At 62.8% G+C, this 13,702-nt stretch carries 14 protein-coding genes; 8 read left to right on the top strand and 6 right to left on the bottom strand.

What is annotated here, in order from left to right:
* Positions 1–9: 9 nt before the first annotated feature.
* Positions 10–726 carry a LysE family translocator gene (locus tag AAGW05_RS05095; RefSeq protein ID WP_411803391.1) on the bottom strand — a complete coding sequence of 239 codons (717 nt, stop codon included), beginning with the start codon at positions 724–726 and terminating at the stop codon, positions 10–12.
* Positions 727–841: 115 nt separating this feature from the next.
* On the opposite strand from AAGW05_RS05095, the gene AAGW05_RS05090 reads away from it, so the two are divergent.
* The 4 genes from AAGW05_RS05090 (at position 842) to AAGW05_RS05075 (ending at position 4,320) form a co-directional block, all read left to right on the top strand.
* Positions 842–1,297 carry an Lrp/AsnC family transcriptional regulator gene (locus tag AAGW05_RS05090; protein ID WP_411803390.1) on the top strand — a complete coding sequence of 152 codons (456 nt, stop codon included), beginning with the start codon at positions 842–844 and terminating at the stop codon, positions 1,295–1,297.
* Between the two features lie 70 nt (positions 1,298–1,367).
* The gene (locus AAGW05_RS05085) at positions 1,368–2,165 is read left to right on the top strand and encodes a (Fe-S)-binding protein (protein ID WP_411803389.1); all 798 of its coding nucleotides are present in this window, start codon (positions 1,368–1,370) and stop codon (positions 2,163–2,165) included.
* Positions 2,162–3,688 (top strand): LutB/LldF family L-lactate oxidation iron-sulfur protein, encoded by a 1,527-nt coding sequence (locus AAGW05_RS05080; protein WP_411803388.1) that lies wholly within the window; start codon positions 2,162–2,164, stop codon positions 3,686–3,688. The genes AAGW05_RS05085 and AAGW05_RS05080 overlap by 4 nt, the downstream gene beginning before the upstream one ends.
* Entirely contained in the window at positions 3,685–4,320 is a 636-nt protein-coding gene (locus tag AAGW05_RS05075; RefSeq protein WP_411803387.1) for a LutC/YkgG family protein, read from the top strand. Before AAGW05_RS05080 ends, AAGW05_RS05075 begins: the two co-directional genes overlap by 4 nt.
* 210 nt (positions 4,321–4,530) lie before the next feature.
* Here the strand turns inward: AAGW05_RS05075 and AAGW05_RS05070 are convergent, their stop codons facing one another.
* A complete protein-coding gene (locus AAGW05_RS05070) occupies positions 4,531–5,952 on the bottom strand; it encodes an MFS transporter (RefSeq protein ID WP_411803386.1) in 1,422 nt (473 codons plus the stop codon).
* Between the two features lie 108 nt (positions 5,953–6,060).
* Between AAGW05_RS05070 and AAGW05_RS05065 the strand changes: the two genes are divergently transcribed.
* Positions 6,061–6,537: a MarR family winged helix-turn-helix transcriptional regulator gene (locus tag AAGW05_RS05065; RefSeq protein WP_411803385.1), complete on the top strand. Its 477-nt coding sequence runs from the start codon at positions 6,061–6,063 to the stop codon at positions 6,535–6,537.
* A 178-nt stretch (positions 6,538–6,715) separates the two neighbouring features.
* Positions 6,716–7,927, top strand: a complete 1,212-nt coding sequence (fdhA, locus tag AAGW05_RS05060; RefSeq protein ID WP_411803384.1) for a formaldehyde dehydrogenase, glutathione-independent — start codon at positions 6,716–6,718, stop codon at positions 7,925–7,927.
* 100 nt (positions 7,928–8,027) lie between these two features.
* Here fdhA and AAGW05_RS05055 read toward each other — a convergent pair whose 3' ends face one another.
* The 4 genes from AAGW05_RS05055 to AAGW05_RS05040 are packed head-to-tail and all read right to left on the bottom strand — an operon-like array spanning position 8,028 to position 11,215.
* Positions 8,028–8,420 carry a flagellar assembly protein FliW gene (locus tag AAGW05_RS05055; RefSeq protein ID WP_411803383.1) on the bottom strand — a complete coding sequence of 131 codons (393 nt, stop codon included), beginning with the start codon at positions 8,418–8,420 and terminating at the stop codon, positions 8,028–8,030.
* Positions 8,417–9,304 carry a flagellin gene (locus tag AAGW05_RS05050; protein WP_411803382.1) on the bottom strand — a complete coding sequence of 296 codons (888 nt, stop codon included), beginning with the start codon at positions 9,302–9,304 and terminating at the stop codon, positions 8,417–8,419. Before AAGW05_RS05050 ends, AAGW05_RS05055 begins: the two co-directional genes overlap by 4 nt.
* Position 9,305: 1 nt before the next feature.
* Entirely contained in the window at positions 9,306–10,715 is a 1,410-nt protein-coding gene (gene flgK, locus AAGW05_RS05045; protein ID WP_411803381.1) for a flagellar hook-associated protein FlgK, read from the bottom strand.
* Positions 10,716–10,732: 17 nt separating this feature from the next.
* Positions 10,733–11,215: a flagellar protein FlgN gene (locus tag AAGW05_RS05040; RefSeq protein ID WP_411803380.1), complete on the bottom strand. Its 483-nt coding sequence runs from the start codon at positions 11,213–11,215 to the stop codon at positions 10,733–10,735.
* A 177-nt stretch (positions 11,216–11,392) separates the two neighbouring features.
* Here AAGW05_RS05040 and AAGW05_RS05035 point away from each other — a divergent pair, with 177 nt between their 5' ends.
* Together AAGW05_RS05035 and AAGW05_RS05030 are read left to right on the top strand one after the other, a co-directional pair.
* On the top strand, positions 11,393–12,298 hold the full coding sequence (locus tag AAGW05_RS05035) for a sigma-70 family RNA polymerase sigma factor (RefSeq protein ID WP_411803494.1): 906 nt from the start codon (positions 11,393–11,395) through the stop codon (positions 12,296–12,298).
* Between the two features lie 119 nt (positions 12,299–12,417).
* On the top strand, positions 12,418–13,599 hold the full coding sequence (locus AAGW05_RS05030; protein ID WP_411803379.1) for a flagellin: 1,182 nt from the start codon (positions 12,418–12,420) through the stop codon (positions 13,597–13,599).
* The last annotated feature ends 103 nt before the right edge of the window (positions 13,600–13,702 follow it).

The following is a 13,702-nucleotide window of genomic DNA, read 5'->3' as shown; positions in this document are numbered from 1 at the left end:
GGGGATGCGTCAGCCTTGGGCAAGCAGGTGCCCGGCGGCCTGCGCCACGGGGCCAATCTGCTGCACGAGGAGCGCGGCGCCAAGCCCGCACATGATGATGCCGCTGGAGAGGGTGACGCCGCGGGCCGCGGCCGGCCGGGACCGCAGCAACTTCCGTGATCCTGCCGCCACCAGGGTGTAGATGACAGCAGTCATGGCGACGAAGGACAAGCCGAGGACCGCCGACTGTAGCGGCACCGAAAACGCGGCGTCGGACTTGATGAACTGCGGTGTCAGGGCCACGAACAGCAACAGCCCCTTGGGGTTGATGCTGCTCGTGCCAAAGCCCTGCAGGAACAACCTCCACGACGATCCGGGCGCGCCCGCGCCGGTCGGTGCTGAAGTGTTCACTGCGGTCGCATCAATGGGAAGTTCGCCGTTGGGCCCCACTGTGACAAAACCTGCGCCGCGCCACGACCTGGTGATCATTAAACCCAGCCACAGGAGATAAACGGCCCCTGCCACCGTCAACCACAGCAACAGGCCGGGGATGGCTGTCATGAGTGCAGCAATTCCCGCCGCCAACAAGAGTGTGAGCAGCACGTAGCCGCTGCACAGGCCGGCGACCGTGGGGACAAAACTGCGCTTGCCCAGGCCCGCAGCGATGGCAACTGCCCAGTCCGGGCCCGGCGTGCATGTCAGCGTGAAGGCGACAATGAGGAAGCCAATAAGTGCGTGCGGTTCCATGGTGCTCCTGCTGCGTGCCTCGCTGTTGATGGGTTACGGCAAGCTTAGGGAAATCGAAGCCATAAGTGCTTACCTTTTTCACCCGAAAACAGGCCTGTCGCGATAAGATCTGTAGGTGATTGACGCCATTGACAAGGAAATTTTGCGCACCCTCCAAAATGACGGTCGAATGAGTGCCACGGCGCTGGCCGCCCAGGTGGGGCTGACGGTTGCTCCGTGCCACCGTCGCCTGAAGGATTTGGAGGCGTCGGGGGCCATCAGCGGCTACCGGGCCATTATCGACCCTGCCGCCGTCGGCCTGGGTTTTGAGGCGCTCGTATTCGTGACACTTGCCCGCGTCGACCGCGCCACGATCGACGAGTTCGAGGCAACGGTGTCGGCCAACATCCACATCACCTCGGCCCAGCGCCTGTTCGGGGATCCCGACTACATCCTGAAGGTCATGGCCAAGGACCTCAACGACTACCAGCAGTGCTTTGACAACGAGCTGACCATGCTGCCCGGCGTGCAGCGTGTCAGCTCAACCCTTGTCATGAAGAACCTTAAACCGGGCGCTGGCCTGCCCCTGTAATTCGGGGTGTTTACGCGTCTTAGGGTGTGGTCAGTCCACATCGGTTATGTTTTGCCCTACAGTGGAAAACATGAAAATTGCGCTCTTCGCCACCTGCATCGTTGACGCCATGTATCCGCGCACGGCCCAAGCAACGGTTGCCATCCTTGAACGGCTCGGACACGAGGTGGTGTTTCCCTCCGGCCAGGCCTGCTGCGGCCAGATGCACGTGAACTCCGGCTACTTCAAGGAAGCCCACACCGTGGTGGCCAACCATGTCCGGGCCTTCGACACGCAGGACTACGACGTCGCCGTGGCGCCGTCGGGATCCTGCGTTGCCAGCGTGAAGCACCAGCACGAAATGGTGGCACGGCGCTGTGGCGACCCCGCGCTGGAAGCCCGGGCCGCCGTCGTCGGCGCAAAGACCTACGAACTCTCACAGCTGCTCACCGACGTTCTGGGCATCACGAACGCCGCGGAACAACTCGGCTCGCACTTCCCCCACAAGGTCACGTACCACCCCAGCTGCCACGGCATGCGGCTGCTGCGCCTAGCGGACCGCCAGCTGAACCTGCTGGCAAGCGTCGGCGGCATCGAGATGGTGCCGCTGCCCGAGGCCGAGCAGTGCTGCGGCTTCGGCGGCACCTTCTCCATGAAAAACGCCGACGTCTCCGCCGCCATGAACGCCGACAAGGCCGCCAACATTTGTGGCACCGGCGCCGAATTGTGCTCAGGCGGCGACGCCAGCTGCCTGCTGCACATTGGCGGCGGGCTGTCCCGGCAGGGCAGCAACGTGGGTACGCTGCACTTCGCCGAAATCCTGGCAAGCACGCTCGAAAACCCCGCAACAGTCACCGGTGAGGTCAAATTGGCAGGGAGCAAGCGATGAGCAACACCTTTCTGGGCATGCCGTCGCTGCCCGTCTTTGGCCACGGCAACCTCAATGCCACCGAGAAATTTCCGACGGCGGCACACCGGGAGCTTGGCAACGCCCAGTTGCGCGCCAACCTGGGCCACGCAACGCACACCATCAGGGACAAGCGGCTGAAAGTGGTGGCCGAGCTTCCCGACTGGGAGGACATGCGTAACGCCGGGGCTGCCATCAAGGACGCCACGATGGCGAACCTGCCCGCGCTGCTTGAGACGTTCGAGGAGAACTTCACCGCCCGCGGCGGCACCATCCACTGGGCGCGCGACGCCCAGGAGGCCAATGAGATCGTCACCGCGCTCATCCGCGAAACCGGAGTGACCGAGGTGGTCAAGGTCAAGTCCATGGCCACCCAGGAAATTGGGCTGAACGAGTACCTTCAAGAGCAGGGCATCGCCGCCTTTGAGACCGACCTGGCCGAGCTGATCGTCCAGCTTGACCACGACAAGCCAAGCCACATCCTTGTTCCTGCCATCCACAAGAACCGCAGCCAGGTCCGGGAGATCTTCCTGCGGGAAATGCCGGTGGTCGACCCCGACCTGACCGACGAGCCAGCACGCCTTGCCGAGGCCGCGCGCAAGCACCTGCGCAAGAAGTTCCTTTCCGCCAAGGTTGCCGTATCGGGGGCCAACTTCGGCCTCGCCGACACCGGCACGCTGACAGTGGTGGAATCCGAGGGCAACGGCCGCATGTGCCTGACGCTGCCCGAAACCCTCATCACCGTCATGGGCATTGAAAAGCTGCTGCCGTCATGGCGCGACCTCGAGGTGTTCATGCAGTTGCTCCCGCGTTCCTCCACGGGTGAGCGCATGAACCCGTACACCTCGCTGTGGACCGGAGTCACCCCCGGCGACGGCCCGCAAAACGTCCACCTTGTCATGCTCGACAACGGCCGCACCGCCGCCCTTGCCGATGAAATGGGCCGGACGGCACTGAACTGCATCCGCTGTTCCGCCTGCATGAACGTGTGCCCCGTGTACGAACGGACCGGCGGCCACGCCTACGGCTCAACGTACCCGGGCCCCATCGGCGCCATCCTGTCGCCGCTGCTGACGGGCATCAAGAGCGAGGAAAACAGCTCGCTGCCCTACGCCTCCTCACTGTGCGGCGCCTGCTTTGACGCTTGCCCCGTGAAGATCAACATCCCCGAAATCCTCGTCCACCTGCGCGGTGAGGACGTCGACTCCAAGCGTTCAAATCTCAAGATTCCCTCCCAGATGGACCTTATGATGAAGGGTGCCGAATGGGCGTTCGCTTCCGGTTCGCACCTGAACACGCTGGAAAAGGCTCTGCCGCTTGGCAAGCTTGTGGCCGGCCGTGCCAAGGTCATCAAGAAGCTTCCTGGCATTGCCGGCGGCTGGACCCAAAGCCGGGACATCCCCGCCCCGCCCGCCAGGTCATTCCGCCAGTGGTGGGCCAAGGAACACAAGCCTGGCGCCGCCGTCGTGCCTTCCAACAACACCACCGAAGGGGAGCAGGCATGAGCGCCCGCCAGGACATCATGAACCGGATCCTCTCGGCGCTGCGTGACGCGCCGGAAACGCCTGTGGTGCCCCGGGAGTACCGCACCACCTCGGATATGACGGGGGAGCAGCGGCTCGAGCAGCTCGTCGACAGGTTGGTTGATTACAAGGCGAACGTGTTCCTCACGCCTGCCGCCGACGTCTCCGAGCGGCTCGCCAAACTGCTGGCAGGCACCGCCTCGATCGTGGTGCCGCACGGACTTCCGCAGGAGTGGCTCACGGCAGTGCAGAACGACGCCGGGACCCCGGCAGTGCATGTCGACTCGCCCGAGGGCCGCCTCACCGTGGCTGAACTGGATGCCGTCGATGCCGTTGTCACGGCCGCCGCGACGGCTGTTTCCGAGACCGGAACCATCATGCTCGATGGCAGCAGCGACCAGGGCCGGCGCATCATTTCCCTGGTCCCGGACAGGCACATCTGCATCCTGCGCGAGGACGACATTGTGGAGGTGCTGCCGCAGGCCATTGCGCGGCTTGAGCCCACCCGCCCGCAGACCTGGATCAGCGGGCCCAGCGCCACGAGCGACATCGAACTTGAACGCGTCGAGGGCGTCCATGGGCCGCGCACGCTGGATGTCATCATCCTGACGTAGGCCCGCCCAACTGGTGCGCCGGGGTTCTCAAGCGCTGGCTGCCGTGGAAGCATGGCGACCATGGAATCTTCTGATTTGTTGACCCAAGCGTTTGGTCGGTCGGTGGACAAGAGGTGGGTCCCGCCCGTCACGCTCAAGCTCGGCGCTAAAAGGGAAAAGCCCGGCCCCCGCTGGTGCGGGGCCGGGCTTTTCCGTGACGCAGCAGCGGCGTCAGGCGACGGGCACGCCCGACTTGGCGGCCGGCGTGGTGCCATGAGCTGGTGTATGGGCGGGCGCCGCACCACCTGTGGGGATGCAGGCGGCGAGTACCGCAGCAGCCACGGCGGCACCGATGGCCAGAACAAACGTTACGCGGAACGCATCCATCGTGGGCAGCGAGTACGGGCCAAGCTGCATGCTCATGGAGGTCAGGATCACGGTGATGACGGCGGCCGAGCTGGAGGTGCCGATGGCACGCATCAAGGAGTTCAGGCCATTTGCTGCGGCTGTCTCGGTGATCGGCACGGCGCCCATGATCAGGGCGGGCATGGAGGCGAACGCCAAGCCCAAGCCGGCGCTGATCACCATGGACGCGAGGATGATCTCCCACACTGAGCCGTTGAGGAACAGGGCCACGACGTACCCGAGGGCAATGACGAGGGCGCCCAGTGTCAAGGTGACCTTGGGGCCGCGGCGTGCCGAGAGCTTGGCAGAAACGGGGGAAAGGGCCATCATGACAACGCCGCCGGGTGCCAGCGCCAGGCCTGCCTGGGTCATGGTCAAGTCAAGCCCATAGCCGGTTGCGGCCGGTGCCATGAGGAGCTGGATGAAAATCAGCGACATGCCGTACATGGCGAAGCCGACCATGATGGAGGAGAGATTTGTCAGCAGTACTCGAGGACGTGCCGAAACCCGCAGGTCAACCAGGGCGTTGGTGGTGCGCAGTTGGTAGGCGCCCCAGATGAGCAAGACGACCACTGAAGCGATGAACAAGCCGATGGTCAGGGGGCTGTCCCAGCCCCACTCGCTCCCCTTGGTGACAGGCACCAGGAGTGCAACCAGGCCTACTGCCAGTCCGGCAGCGCCCCAGCCATCAAAACGGCCGGGCGTGAAAACAGGGGACTCGGGCAAGACAAATGCTACGAGCAAGGTGCAGGCCAGGCCCAGCACTGCGGCAACCCAGAAAAGCATGTGCCAGTTGGCGGTTTGGGCAATGAAAGCGGACAGCGGAATGCCGATGGCGCCACCAACACCCATGGTGGCGCTCATGGTGGCAATAGCGGGTCCTACCTTCGCCGGCGGCAGCTCATCGCGCATGATGCTGATGCCCAGCGGGATTGCACCCATGGACAGGCCCTGAAGGGTGCGCCCCACCACCATAATCGCCAGTGAATCACTGAGAGCACACAGCACCGAACCAATGACCATGGCCAGCAAGCTCAGGATCAGGATTCGACGCTTGCCGAACATGTCACCCAGACGTCCGCTGATGGGAGTGATGACGGCCCCTGCCACAAGGGTTGCCGTGATGGCCCAGGAGGCGTCGGTGGCAGAGGCATTTAAGAACTTGGGCAGTTCAGGGATCAGCGGAATGATCAACGTTTGCATGAGCGAGACAACGATGCCGCAAAACGCCAACGTGGCAACGATCATCCCTGGTGAAGGTGTGCGGGTGGAACTTTTACTACTGAACACTGGGCTCCCGATAAGATTTATATGTGTATGATGCAATGAATATGCATCATACACAACAAAGCTGGGATGGAGATTGTGCTACACGGAGAAAAGGTGCTGGAACAGCTCGAATATGAGCTGATGCTGCTGGCTCGTCATGCTTTGCGCCCATATCACCGGCACGAGGAAGTCCTCGATCGATCGGCCATGGTTCTGTTGAGCCGTTTGGAAAATGTTGCACCCATGACGCTCAAAGAACTGGCCGCTGCGCTGCGGCTGGACGCCTCCACCGTGCACCGCCAGGTGGCGGCACTGTTGCGCACTGAATTGCTCGCCTTCGCCCCAAATATCAACGGTGAGGTGGCGCGTCGCGTGACACCCACCCCGACCGGGATCAGTGCCATGAAAGCGACGCGCGCTGTCCACATCCAAGGTATTGAACGTGTCATGGCGGCTTGGCCGGCACAGCGCCAGGCGCAGTTTCTGGCCTCGCTCCAGGAGTTTAACGGTGATGTGGAGCGGCTGGAAGGCAGCCCCTGGCCGCGCGGTGACGTCACATCGTGACTTTCCTTACATAATTCCTATTCTGGGCCTAGGCTGGGGCATACCCCACCACCCGCTCCTAGCACCACGTAAGGAATTGCTTGCGTGGCAGGTGCCGGTAGCGGCAGCGGGGGTGTTTCTCGTTGCACTAGAGGGCGTCAAATGTCGTCGTCTGAACTAACAGATAGGAAGCATATCCATGTCAGGAAACAAAGCCGTTGCCTACAAGGGACCGGGTGTTGTCGAGGTCATTGACATCGACTACCCGACGTTTGAACTCAAGGACGGACCGGGCGTCAACCCGGCGAACGTGGGGCGCAAAGTTCCCCACGGTGTCATTTTGCGCACAGTGGCAACAAACATTTGTGGATCCGATCAGCATATGGTGCGAGGACGCACCACGGCACCCTCGGACCTGGTCCTGGGCCACGAAATCACCGGTGAGGTTGTTGAGGTGGGCCCCGATGTCGAGTTCATCAAGGTTGGGGACATCTGCTCCGTCCCGTTCAACATCTCCTGCGGGCGCTGCCGCAACTGCAAGGAGCGCAAGACGGGTATCTGCCTGAACGTCAACCCCGACCGTCCCGGCAGCGCCTACGGGTATGTCGACATGGGCGGTTGGGTCGGCGGACAGGCCGAGTACGTTTTGGTTCCGTACGCGGACTGGAACCTGCTCAAGTTCCCGGACCGGGACCAAGCGCTGGAGAAGATGCTTGACCTGACCATGCTCTCTGACATCTTCCCGACAGGCTTCCATGGCGCCGTGACGGCCGGGGTCGGCGTGGGATCCACTGTCTACATCGCCGGGGCAGGGCCGGTCGGCCTCGCCGCCGCGACAAGCGCACACCTGCTGGGGGCCGCCGTCGTGATTGTCGGTGACATGAACGCGGACCGTCTGGCCCAAGCCCGCACCTTCGGCTGTGAAACCATCGACCTGAGCAACGGCGATCCCGGTGCCCAGATCGAGCAGCTGCTGGGCGTCCCCGAGGTTGACTGTGCCGTTGACGCCGTTGGCTTTGAGGCAAAAGGACACGGGCATGGGGCAGGGGAGGCCCCCGCCACCGTCTTGAATTCGCTCATGGACATCACTGCCGCCGGCGGATCTCTTGGCATTCCGGGCCTGTACGTCACGGGCGATCCGGGCGGCATCGACTCCGCCGCGCAAAAGGGTGCCCTGAGCCTGAGCCTTGGCACGGGCTGGGCGAAGTCACTGTCCTTCACCACCGGCCAGTGCCCCGTCATGAAGTACAACCGCGGCCTGATGATGGCGATCCTGCACGATAAGGTTTCCATCGCCAAGAACGTAAACGCAAAGGCCATCGCCCTCACCGATGCGCCGCGCGGCTACGCCGAATTCGACGCCGGTGCGGCCACGAAGTACGTGCTGAACCCCAACGGCTACCTGAACTAGCCTGACTCCGCGTTCAAATTGCAGCTGATGCTGGTTTCCGGGCTGGAAATCAGCATCAGCTGCAGTTTGGACTCGCATGTGATCACCCGGAAGACAGGTGTCAGGAGGCAGGCGGGCCCAGTGGGTGGCGCAACTGCCAGTCTGACCCATCCAGGATGATCTGCAGGCAGGCGCCGGTTGCAGGGTTCACCACGATGGGGGCCGACAGATTCACTGTGCTCGTAGCGCCGGGGCTGACCACGACGAGAATCAGTGCCGAAGCGGTCTCCGCACCGATGGACTCGAGCCCTGATGCCGGCAGTTGGGGCAGGTAGTGCGGCACGTGGAGTGTGGCATCCAGAACAAATAACCGCACCGAGCCGTCCTGTGCCGTCAGTGAAAACAGCCCCGGGGTGCCGTCAAGCTGCGCCAACGTGAAATCAACTAGGGGGGCCAGCCCTGGGGGAGGGCTGAGGAAACGCAGCTGCGAGGACGGTACTGGCAGCCGGCTCATCGCAGGAAGTCCATCAGCGTTGTTTGCAGCACCTTCGCGGTGACGCCCAAGGAGGCCTGGTAGGCCAGTTCCTGGGTTTTCAGATCAAGGATTGCCGCCCCAAGATCGAGGTCTTCAACGCCAGCCCGGTGGGATTCCAAATCAAGCTGCGCGGTGATATTGGAGTCCTTTGCGCGCAGCAGTTCGGCGTGACGGGCGCCCAATTCGGAGCGTTGGCCTATTACGTTGTTCAGGGCGGCGTTGACGGGGTCGATCGAGGTAGAGATATCTACACCCGAGCGCAGATCGGCGGAAAGCTGGGAAATCAGGCCAAAGACCGACCTGTCATTCGTACCGAAGATGGCGGCGCCATCGGCATCGACGCGGATGGTTGTTGCGTCGTTGACACGGCGCTGGACGGTGCTGTTCGGCTCGCCCGTGAAGGTGGGCGGTGTGCCGTCCAGGAAAGCGCTCTTGGCATCGGAGTTGCCGGCAAAAATGCTCCGGCCCACAAGTTTCGTGTTCGCCTGAACCAGCAACTCTCCGCGGATGGAATCCAACTCCGTGGCAAGGGCATCCCTGGCCTCCTGGGTCAGGGCAGCATTGGAACCCTGCAACGTCAGAGACTGGACGTGCTGCAATAAGGAAACCGAGGTGTCCAAGGCGCCGTTGGCCGTGGTCATCCACGCGTCGCCGCTGTCGATGTTGCGCCCGTGTTGGGTAGCCTGGGCCTGGGCTGCGCGCACGGCCATCGATTCGGCCGCAGCTGCCGGGTCATCGGAGAGCCTGACGTTCTTTTGCAAGGTGTTGGCCCGCAGCTGGGCTTCGGCCAGCTTGGCGGCATTGGCCTGCATTCCGCGTTGTGACGCGGTTGATGTGGTCTGCATGGTGACGCGGTTGATCATGTTAGCGGCCCACCCTTCCTGTCTGGTTGATCAGCACATCCAGTGCCTCGTCAACGGCTGTCATAACCCTGGCCGCCGCCTGATAGGCGTGCTGGAACGCCAGCAAGTTCACATTCTCTTCGTCAATGTCCACGGACGCGTTGGCCTGCTGGTTGCCGAGGGCATTCGTGAGTGAAACATCCGACAGCACCGCTTGCTGGAGACCGCCTTGAATTTCGACGCCGAGGCTCACCACGGTTTCCGACCACATCTTGTCGGGGGAGCCGGGGCCCATGCCCAGCTGGGAAATGTCCTCCGCAAGGGAGCCGTCCTTCCCGCCTACGCCGGGTTTTCCGGCTGCAATGCCGCTGGCGTCCTTGGGGACTACGGCGAGGCCCAACGCGGCAGGGACTCCAGCCTTGAACTCAAAGAAGGCATGCCCGGTGGTGCCGTCGGGGGTGAGTCCGTCTTGGTGGACGCCGTTGACGGTGTCGGCCAATTTTTGCGCCAGCGTGTTGTAGGAGGCTGCGGTCTGGGCGATCACGCCACCCTCAGCAGCCGGTTTGAGCACCGAGAGCAGGCCGGCCAATTTGCCGCCGTCAAGCTCCACGGCGGCGCCGGGCCGGTGCGCCCACTCCAACTGCACTGTGCCGCCGTCGGACATTTTTCCCGGCCCGGCGAGCTTCACCTCGTTGCTGCTGGAGCCGGACAGCAGGACGTTACCGCCTAACAGGATCTCATTGGTGCCATCGGGCAGGTCCCGTGTGGTGCCGCCCGTCAGGTTCGCAATCTTGGTGGTCAGGGCGTTGCGCTGGTCAATGAGCTCATTGTGCGGGGTCCCGGCAGCGGCCGCCGAGCGGATCCCCTTGTTCAGCGAGGCGACTTGGGTGGCGGTGGAATTGATGTCCTGGGCCACAGCGTTCGCATTCGCCCGGGTTTGGGACCACTGGCTGTCCATGGCCGAGTAGCCGGCGGCAATGCTCGCCACAAGAGTGGCCGACTTCTCCAACAACACGGCCGACGGCGCGGCCTCGCCGGGTGAATTGGCGACGCCCTGCCAGGAGGTCCACAAGCCCTGCAACTGGCTGGAGATTCCAGTGGGGCCGGGCTCGTTGAGCGTGCCTTCGATGTCCGCCAATGCCTGGGCCCTGGCGCCGGTGTAGCCGGCGGCGGAGAAACTGGTGCGGACGCGCGCATCAAGGAAGGCATCGCCCAATCGGCTGATTCCCGTGACACCAACACCCTGACCGGTGCGGATGCCGAGGTCGTTCAGGGCGCCACGGGCGGGGACGCCCACTGCCGAAAGTTCGGCGCGCTGGCGCGTGTAGCCCGGCGTATTGACGTTGCCAAGGTTTTGCGCCGTCGTGTTAATGCCGGTTCGCGCCGCATTCAGTCCTGAAAGGGCCGTGTTCAGGCCGCCAAAAGTACTCAAGAGTCCTCAATTGTCCTTTAGACGCTTCGATCCAGGAGCAATGAAACGGCGTCCTGAGTGGTGTGTCCATGGTGGTCGTAGGTGCCCGCCTCTGTGCTGAGGTTGGCGGCGGTGTCTTGGGCAGACCGCAATCCGGCCCGCAGGAACTGCAAATTGGTGTTGCGCAGGCCGCGGATCTGTTCCACCGTAGCAAGCATGGCGCGGTGGTGGTCAGTCAAAATCTCCTGCCAGGGCCCGGCTGCGGCGGCTTCGGCCAAATCCAGCAACCCGGAGTCCTCGGCAAGGCCCCAGTCCAGAGCAATACTTGCGGCCACCACCGTGCGCTCCAGCGAGGTGGTGCGCAGGCGTTCAGCCACATGGCTAACTTCGCGTGTTGCGTTGTCGAGCCAACGGGTTTTCCCTGAAGTAAGGATCAAATGCTCCTCCTCCAACTTAAAAACGAGCAGTTCAAGCAACTCGCGTTCACGCCACAATAGTGCGGTCAATGCCTCAAGACCCATGGGCTAAGTCCTTTCATCGGGCTGACCTGTCTTCGTCCATGACTATCGGCAGTCCTGACCTTTTGGTTAGCGGGATTCCCTGACGCTACCAGTTGACGCGACACTGGGGGACTCTGAGGGGTTGGCGGCCCGTTTGTGACATACAGTTGATTGAATTTGTGCGCAGTCGACGGTCGCATGATCCTGGGGAGGATTGCCCGTCGAGGTCTTTATTTGTGTTTCATAGGGGGTCTTCAGTTGAATCGCGTGGGGCGCGACGCTTTAGTTGTGCACAATTTGCCTCTGGTGGGGTATCTGGTGGCTGAGATGTGCCTGAGGGCGGATCACTTGAGCAGGGAAGATTTGGCGCAGGTGGGGGCAGTTGCACTCATCCAATGTGCCGAGTCCTTCGATGAAGGGATGGGTGTGCCGTTTGGTGCCTATGCCCGTCGCCGCATCAAGGGTGCCTTTGCCGATGAATTGCGGCGCGACGATTGGGCAACACGGGGCGCGCGCAGCCGCATGTCGGAGCTGGCCGCAGTCAAGGAAACGTTGGGCAGGGCGCTCAAGCGTGCCCCTAGCGTGGACGAAATGGCTGCAGCGCTTGGGGTGGAGCGGGCAGTGGTTGAAGCCTCGCAACTCGACGCCACCCGCACCATCACACCGCTGACCGACGTTGTTGCCGAAATGCTCGTCGCCACCGCCCATGGCCCCGAGGAAGTTGTGGTGCAGGCCGAACATGAGGAATTCCTGGGTCAGGCCGTCGCAGCACTGCCGGAGAAGATGCGTTACGTGGTGGAACAGGTCTATTTCCATGACCGCAGCGTGAAAGAACTCGCCGCGGAGCTGGGCTCAAGCCACTCGGCCGTGTCCCAACAGCGGGCCGAGGGTATAAGGCTTCTGCGTGACGGTTTGGAACGGCACTATCTGGCAAGTTCGACGCCGGAGTCTCCGGCCCATGCACGCATCGCCGCGTCCCGCAGGGAAGACTACCTGGCCGAATTGGGTACGCGAACCTACGGAGGAGCCACCCGCGCCCGACAGGCCATGGCCGGCAAGGCGCGTTACGCAGGCATGCCCCCCGGCGGTCATGCAGCCGGTTAGACGAGGAATTTATGTGTTGCTGCTAACGCTTGGCCACGGGGTGCCGACAGTGGGGTGTAGCTGCCCATGGATGGGCGGCTTCGACACCACCCCAACTCACGGAGGATTTACTCATGGGAATGCAAGTCAACACAAACCTCGCGGCAAACAACGCTTACCGCAACTTGAGCACCACCCAGAATGCGCTGGGCAAGTCGATGGAGAAGCTCTCCAGCGGCCTGCGCATCAACCGTGCGTCCGATGACGCCGCCGGTATGGCCATCTCCGAGGGCCTGAAGTCACAGGTCAACGGTTACACCGTTGCAGCCCGCAACGCCCAGGACGGCATTTCCGTTGTCCAGACGGCTGAAGGTGCGCTGACCCAGGCCCACTCCATGTTGCAGCGCATGCGCGACCTGGCAGTTCAGGGCGGCAACGATTCCAACAATGACGATTCCCGCAAGGCAATCAAGGCGGAAACGGATCAGCTCACCCAGGAACTGACCCGCATGTCCGAGTCCACGAAGTTCAACGGCAAGGCGCTCCTGGACGGGTCGACGGCCGAAATGAAGTTCCAGGTCGGGGCGGACGGCAACGAGAGCAACCAGATCTCCGTCGATCTTTCCAAGGCAAACGTCGGGGCCATTGCAAAAACGCTTGCCGGCGGTGACCTGACAACCACCGGCACGACGTTCACCATTGCCGATGTGACCGCGCTGACGACCGGAGCAGCGACTTTCACGGGCACGACCGCCGCGGGTGTCACAACGACTATTACCACCGGAACGTTGAAGGACACGCTGGATGGTTCGGCAGCGAAGTTCCAGAGCGTCGATGAATACGCATCCGCCCTGCGTGCTGATGCCAACTTCGCGGCCAACTTCTCCGTGAGCGTGAAGAAGGACGACAACGGTGCCGGTATCGCCATCGTGGTAACCGCCAAGGATGGCGGCGCGGTTGACACCACAGCAGCCGGAACCGGTCTGGCTGCCGGTGTCGCGGGTGCCCCTGTGACAGGTGGGCTGAAGTTCGACACAGCTATCAATGCGCAGGCTTCCCTGAACCTGATCGACACGCAGATCAACAAGGTTTCGGAAGCCCGCGCCGACCTCGGTGCCGTGCAGAACCGCCTTGAGTCCGCTGTCAACACCTTGAACGTGGGCAAGGAAAACCTGACCGCCGCTGCGTCGCGCATCACAGATGTCGACATGGCTTCGGAAATGGTCAGCTTCACCCGCTCCAACATCCTGTCCCAGGCAGGTACTGCAATGCTGGCCCAGGCCAACCAGTCCAACCAGGGCGTCCTGAAGCTCCTCGGCTAAATCGAGTAGCCCGCCGGCGTCATTGCCGGCACCCCTTCAGTGGCCGCGGGAGTGAAAAATCGCTCCCGCGGCCACTGCCGGATATCCCGGCATCACGCACGCA

It is taken from the genome of Arthrobacter sp. LAPM80, from assembly GCF_046736435.1.
Lineage (GTDB): Bacteria > Actinomycetota > Actinomycetes > Actinomycetales > Micrococcaceae > Specibacter.
Note: the sequence above shows the minus strand (reverse complement) of the source record. Positions and strands in the feature narration are given on the sequence as shown.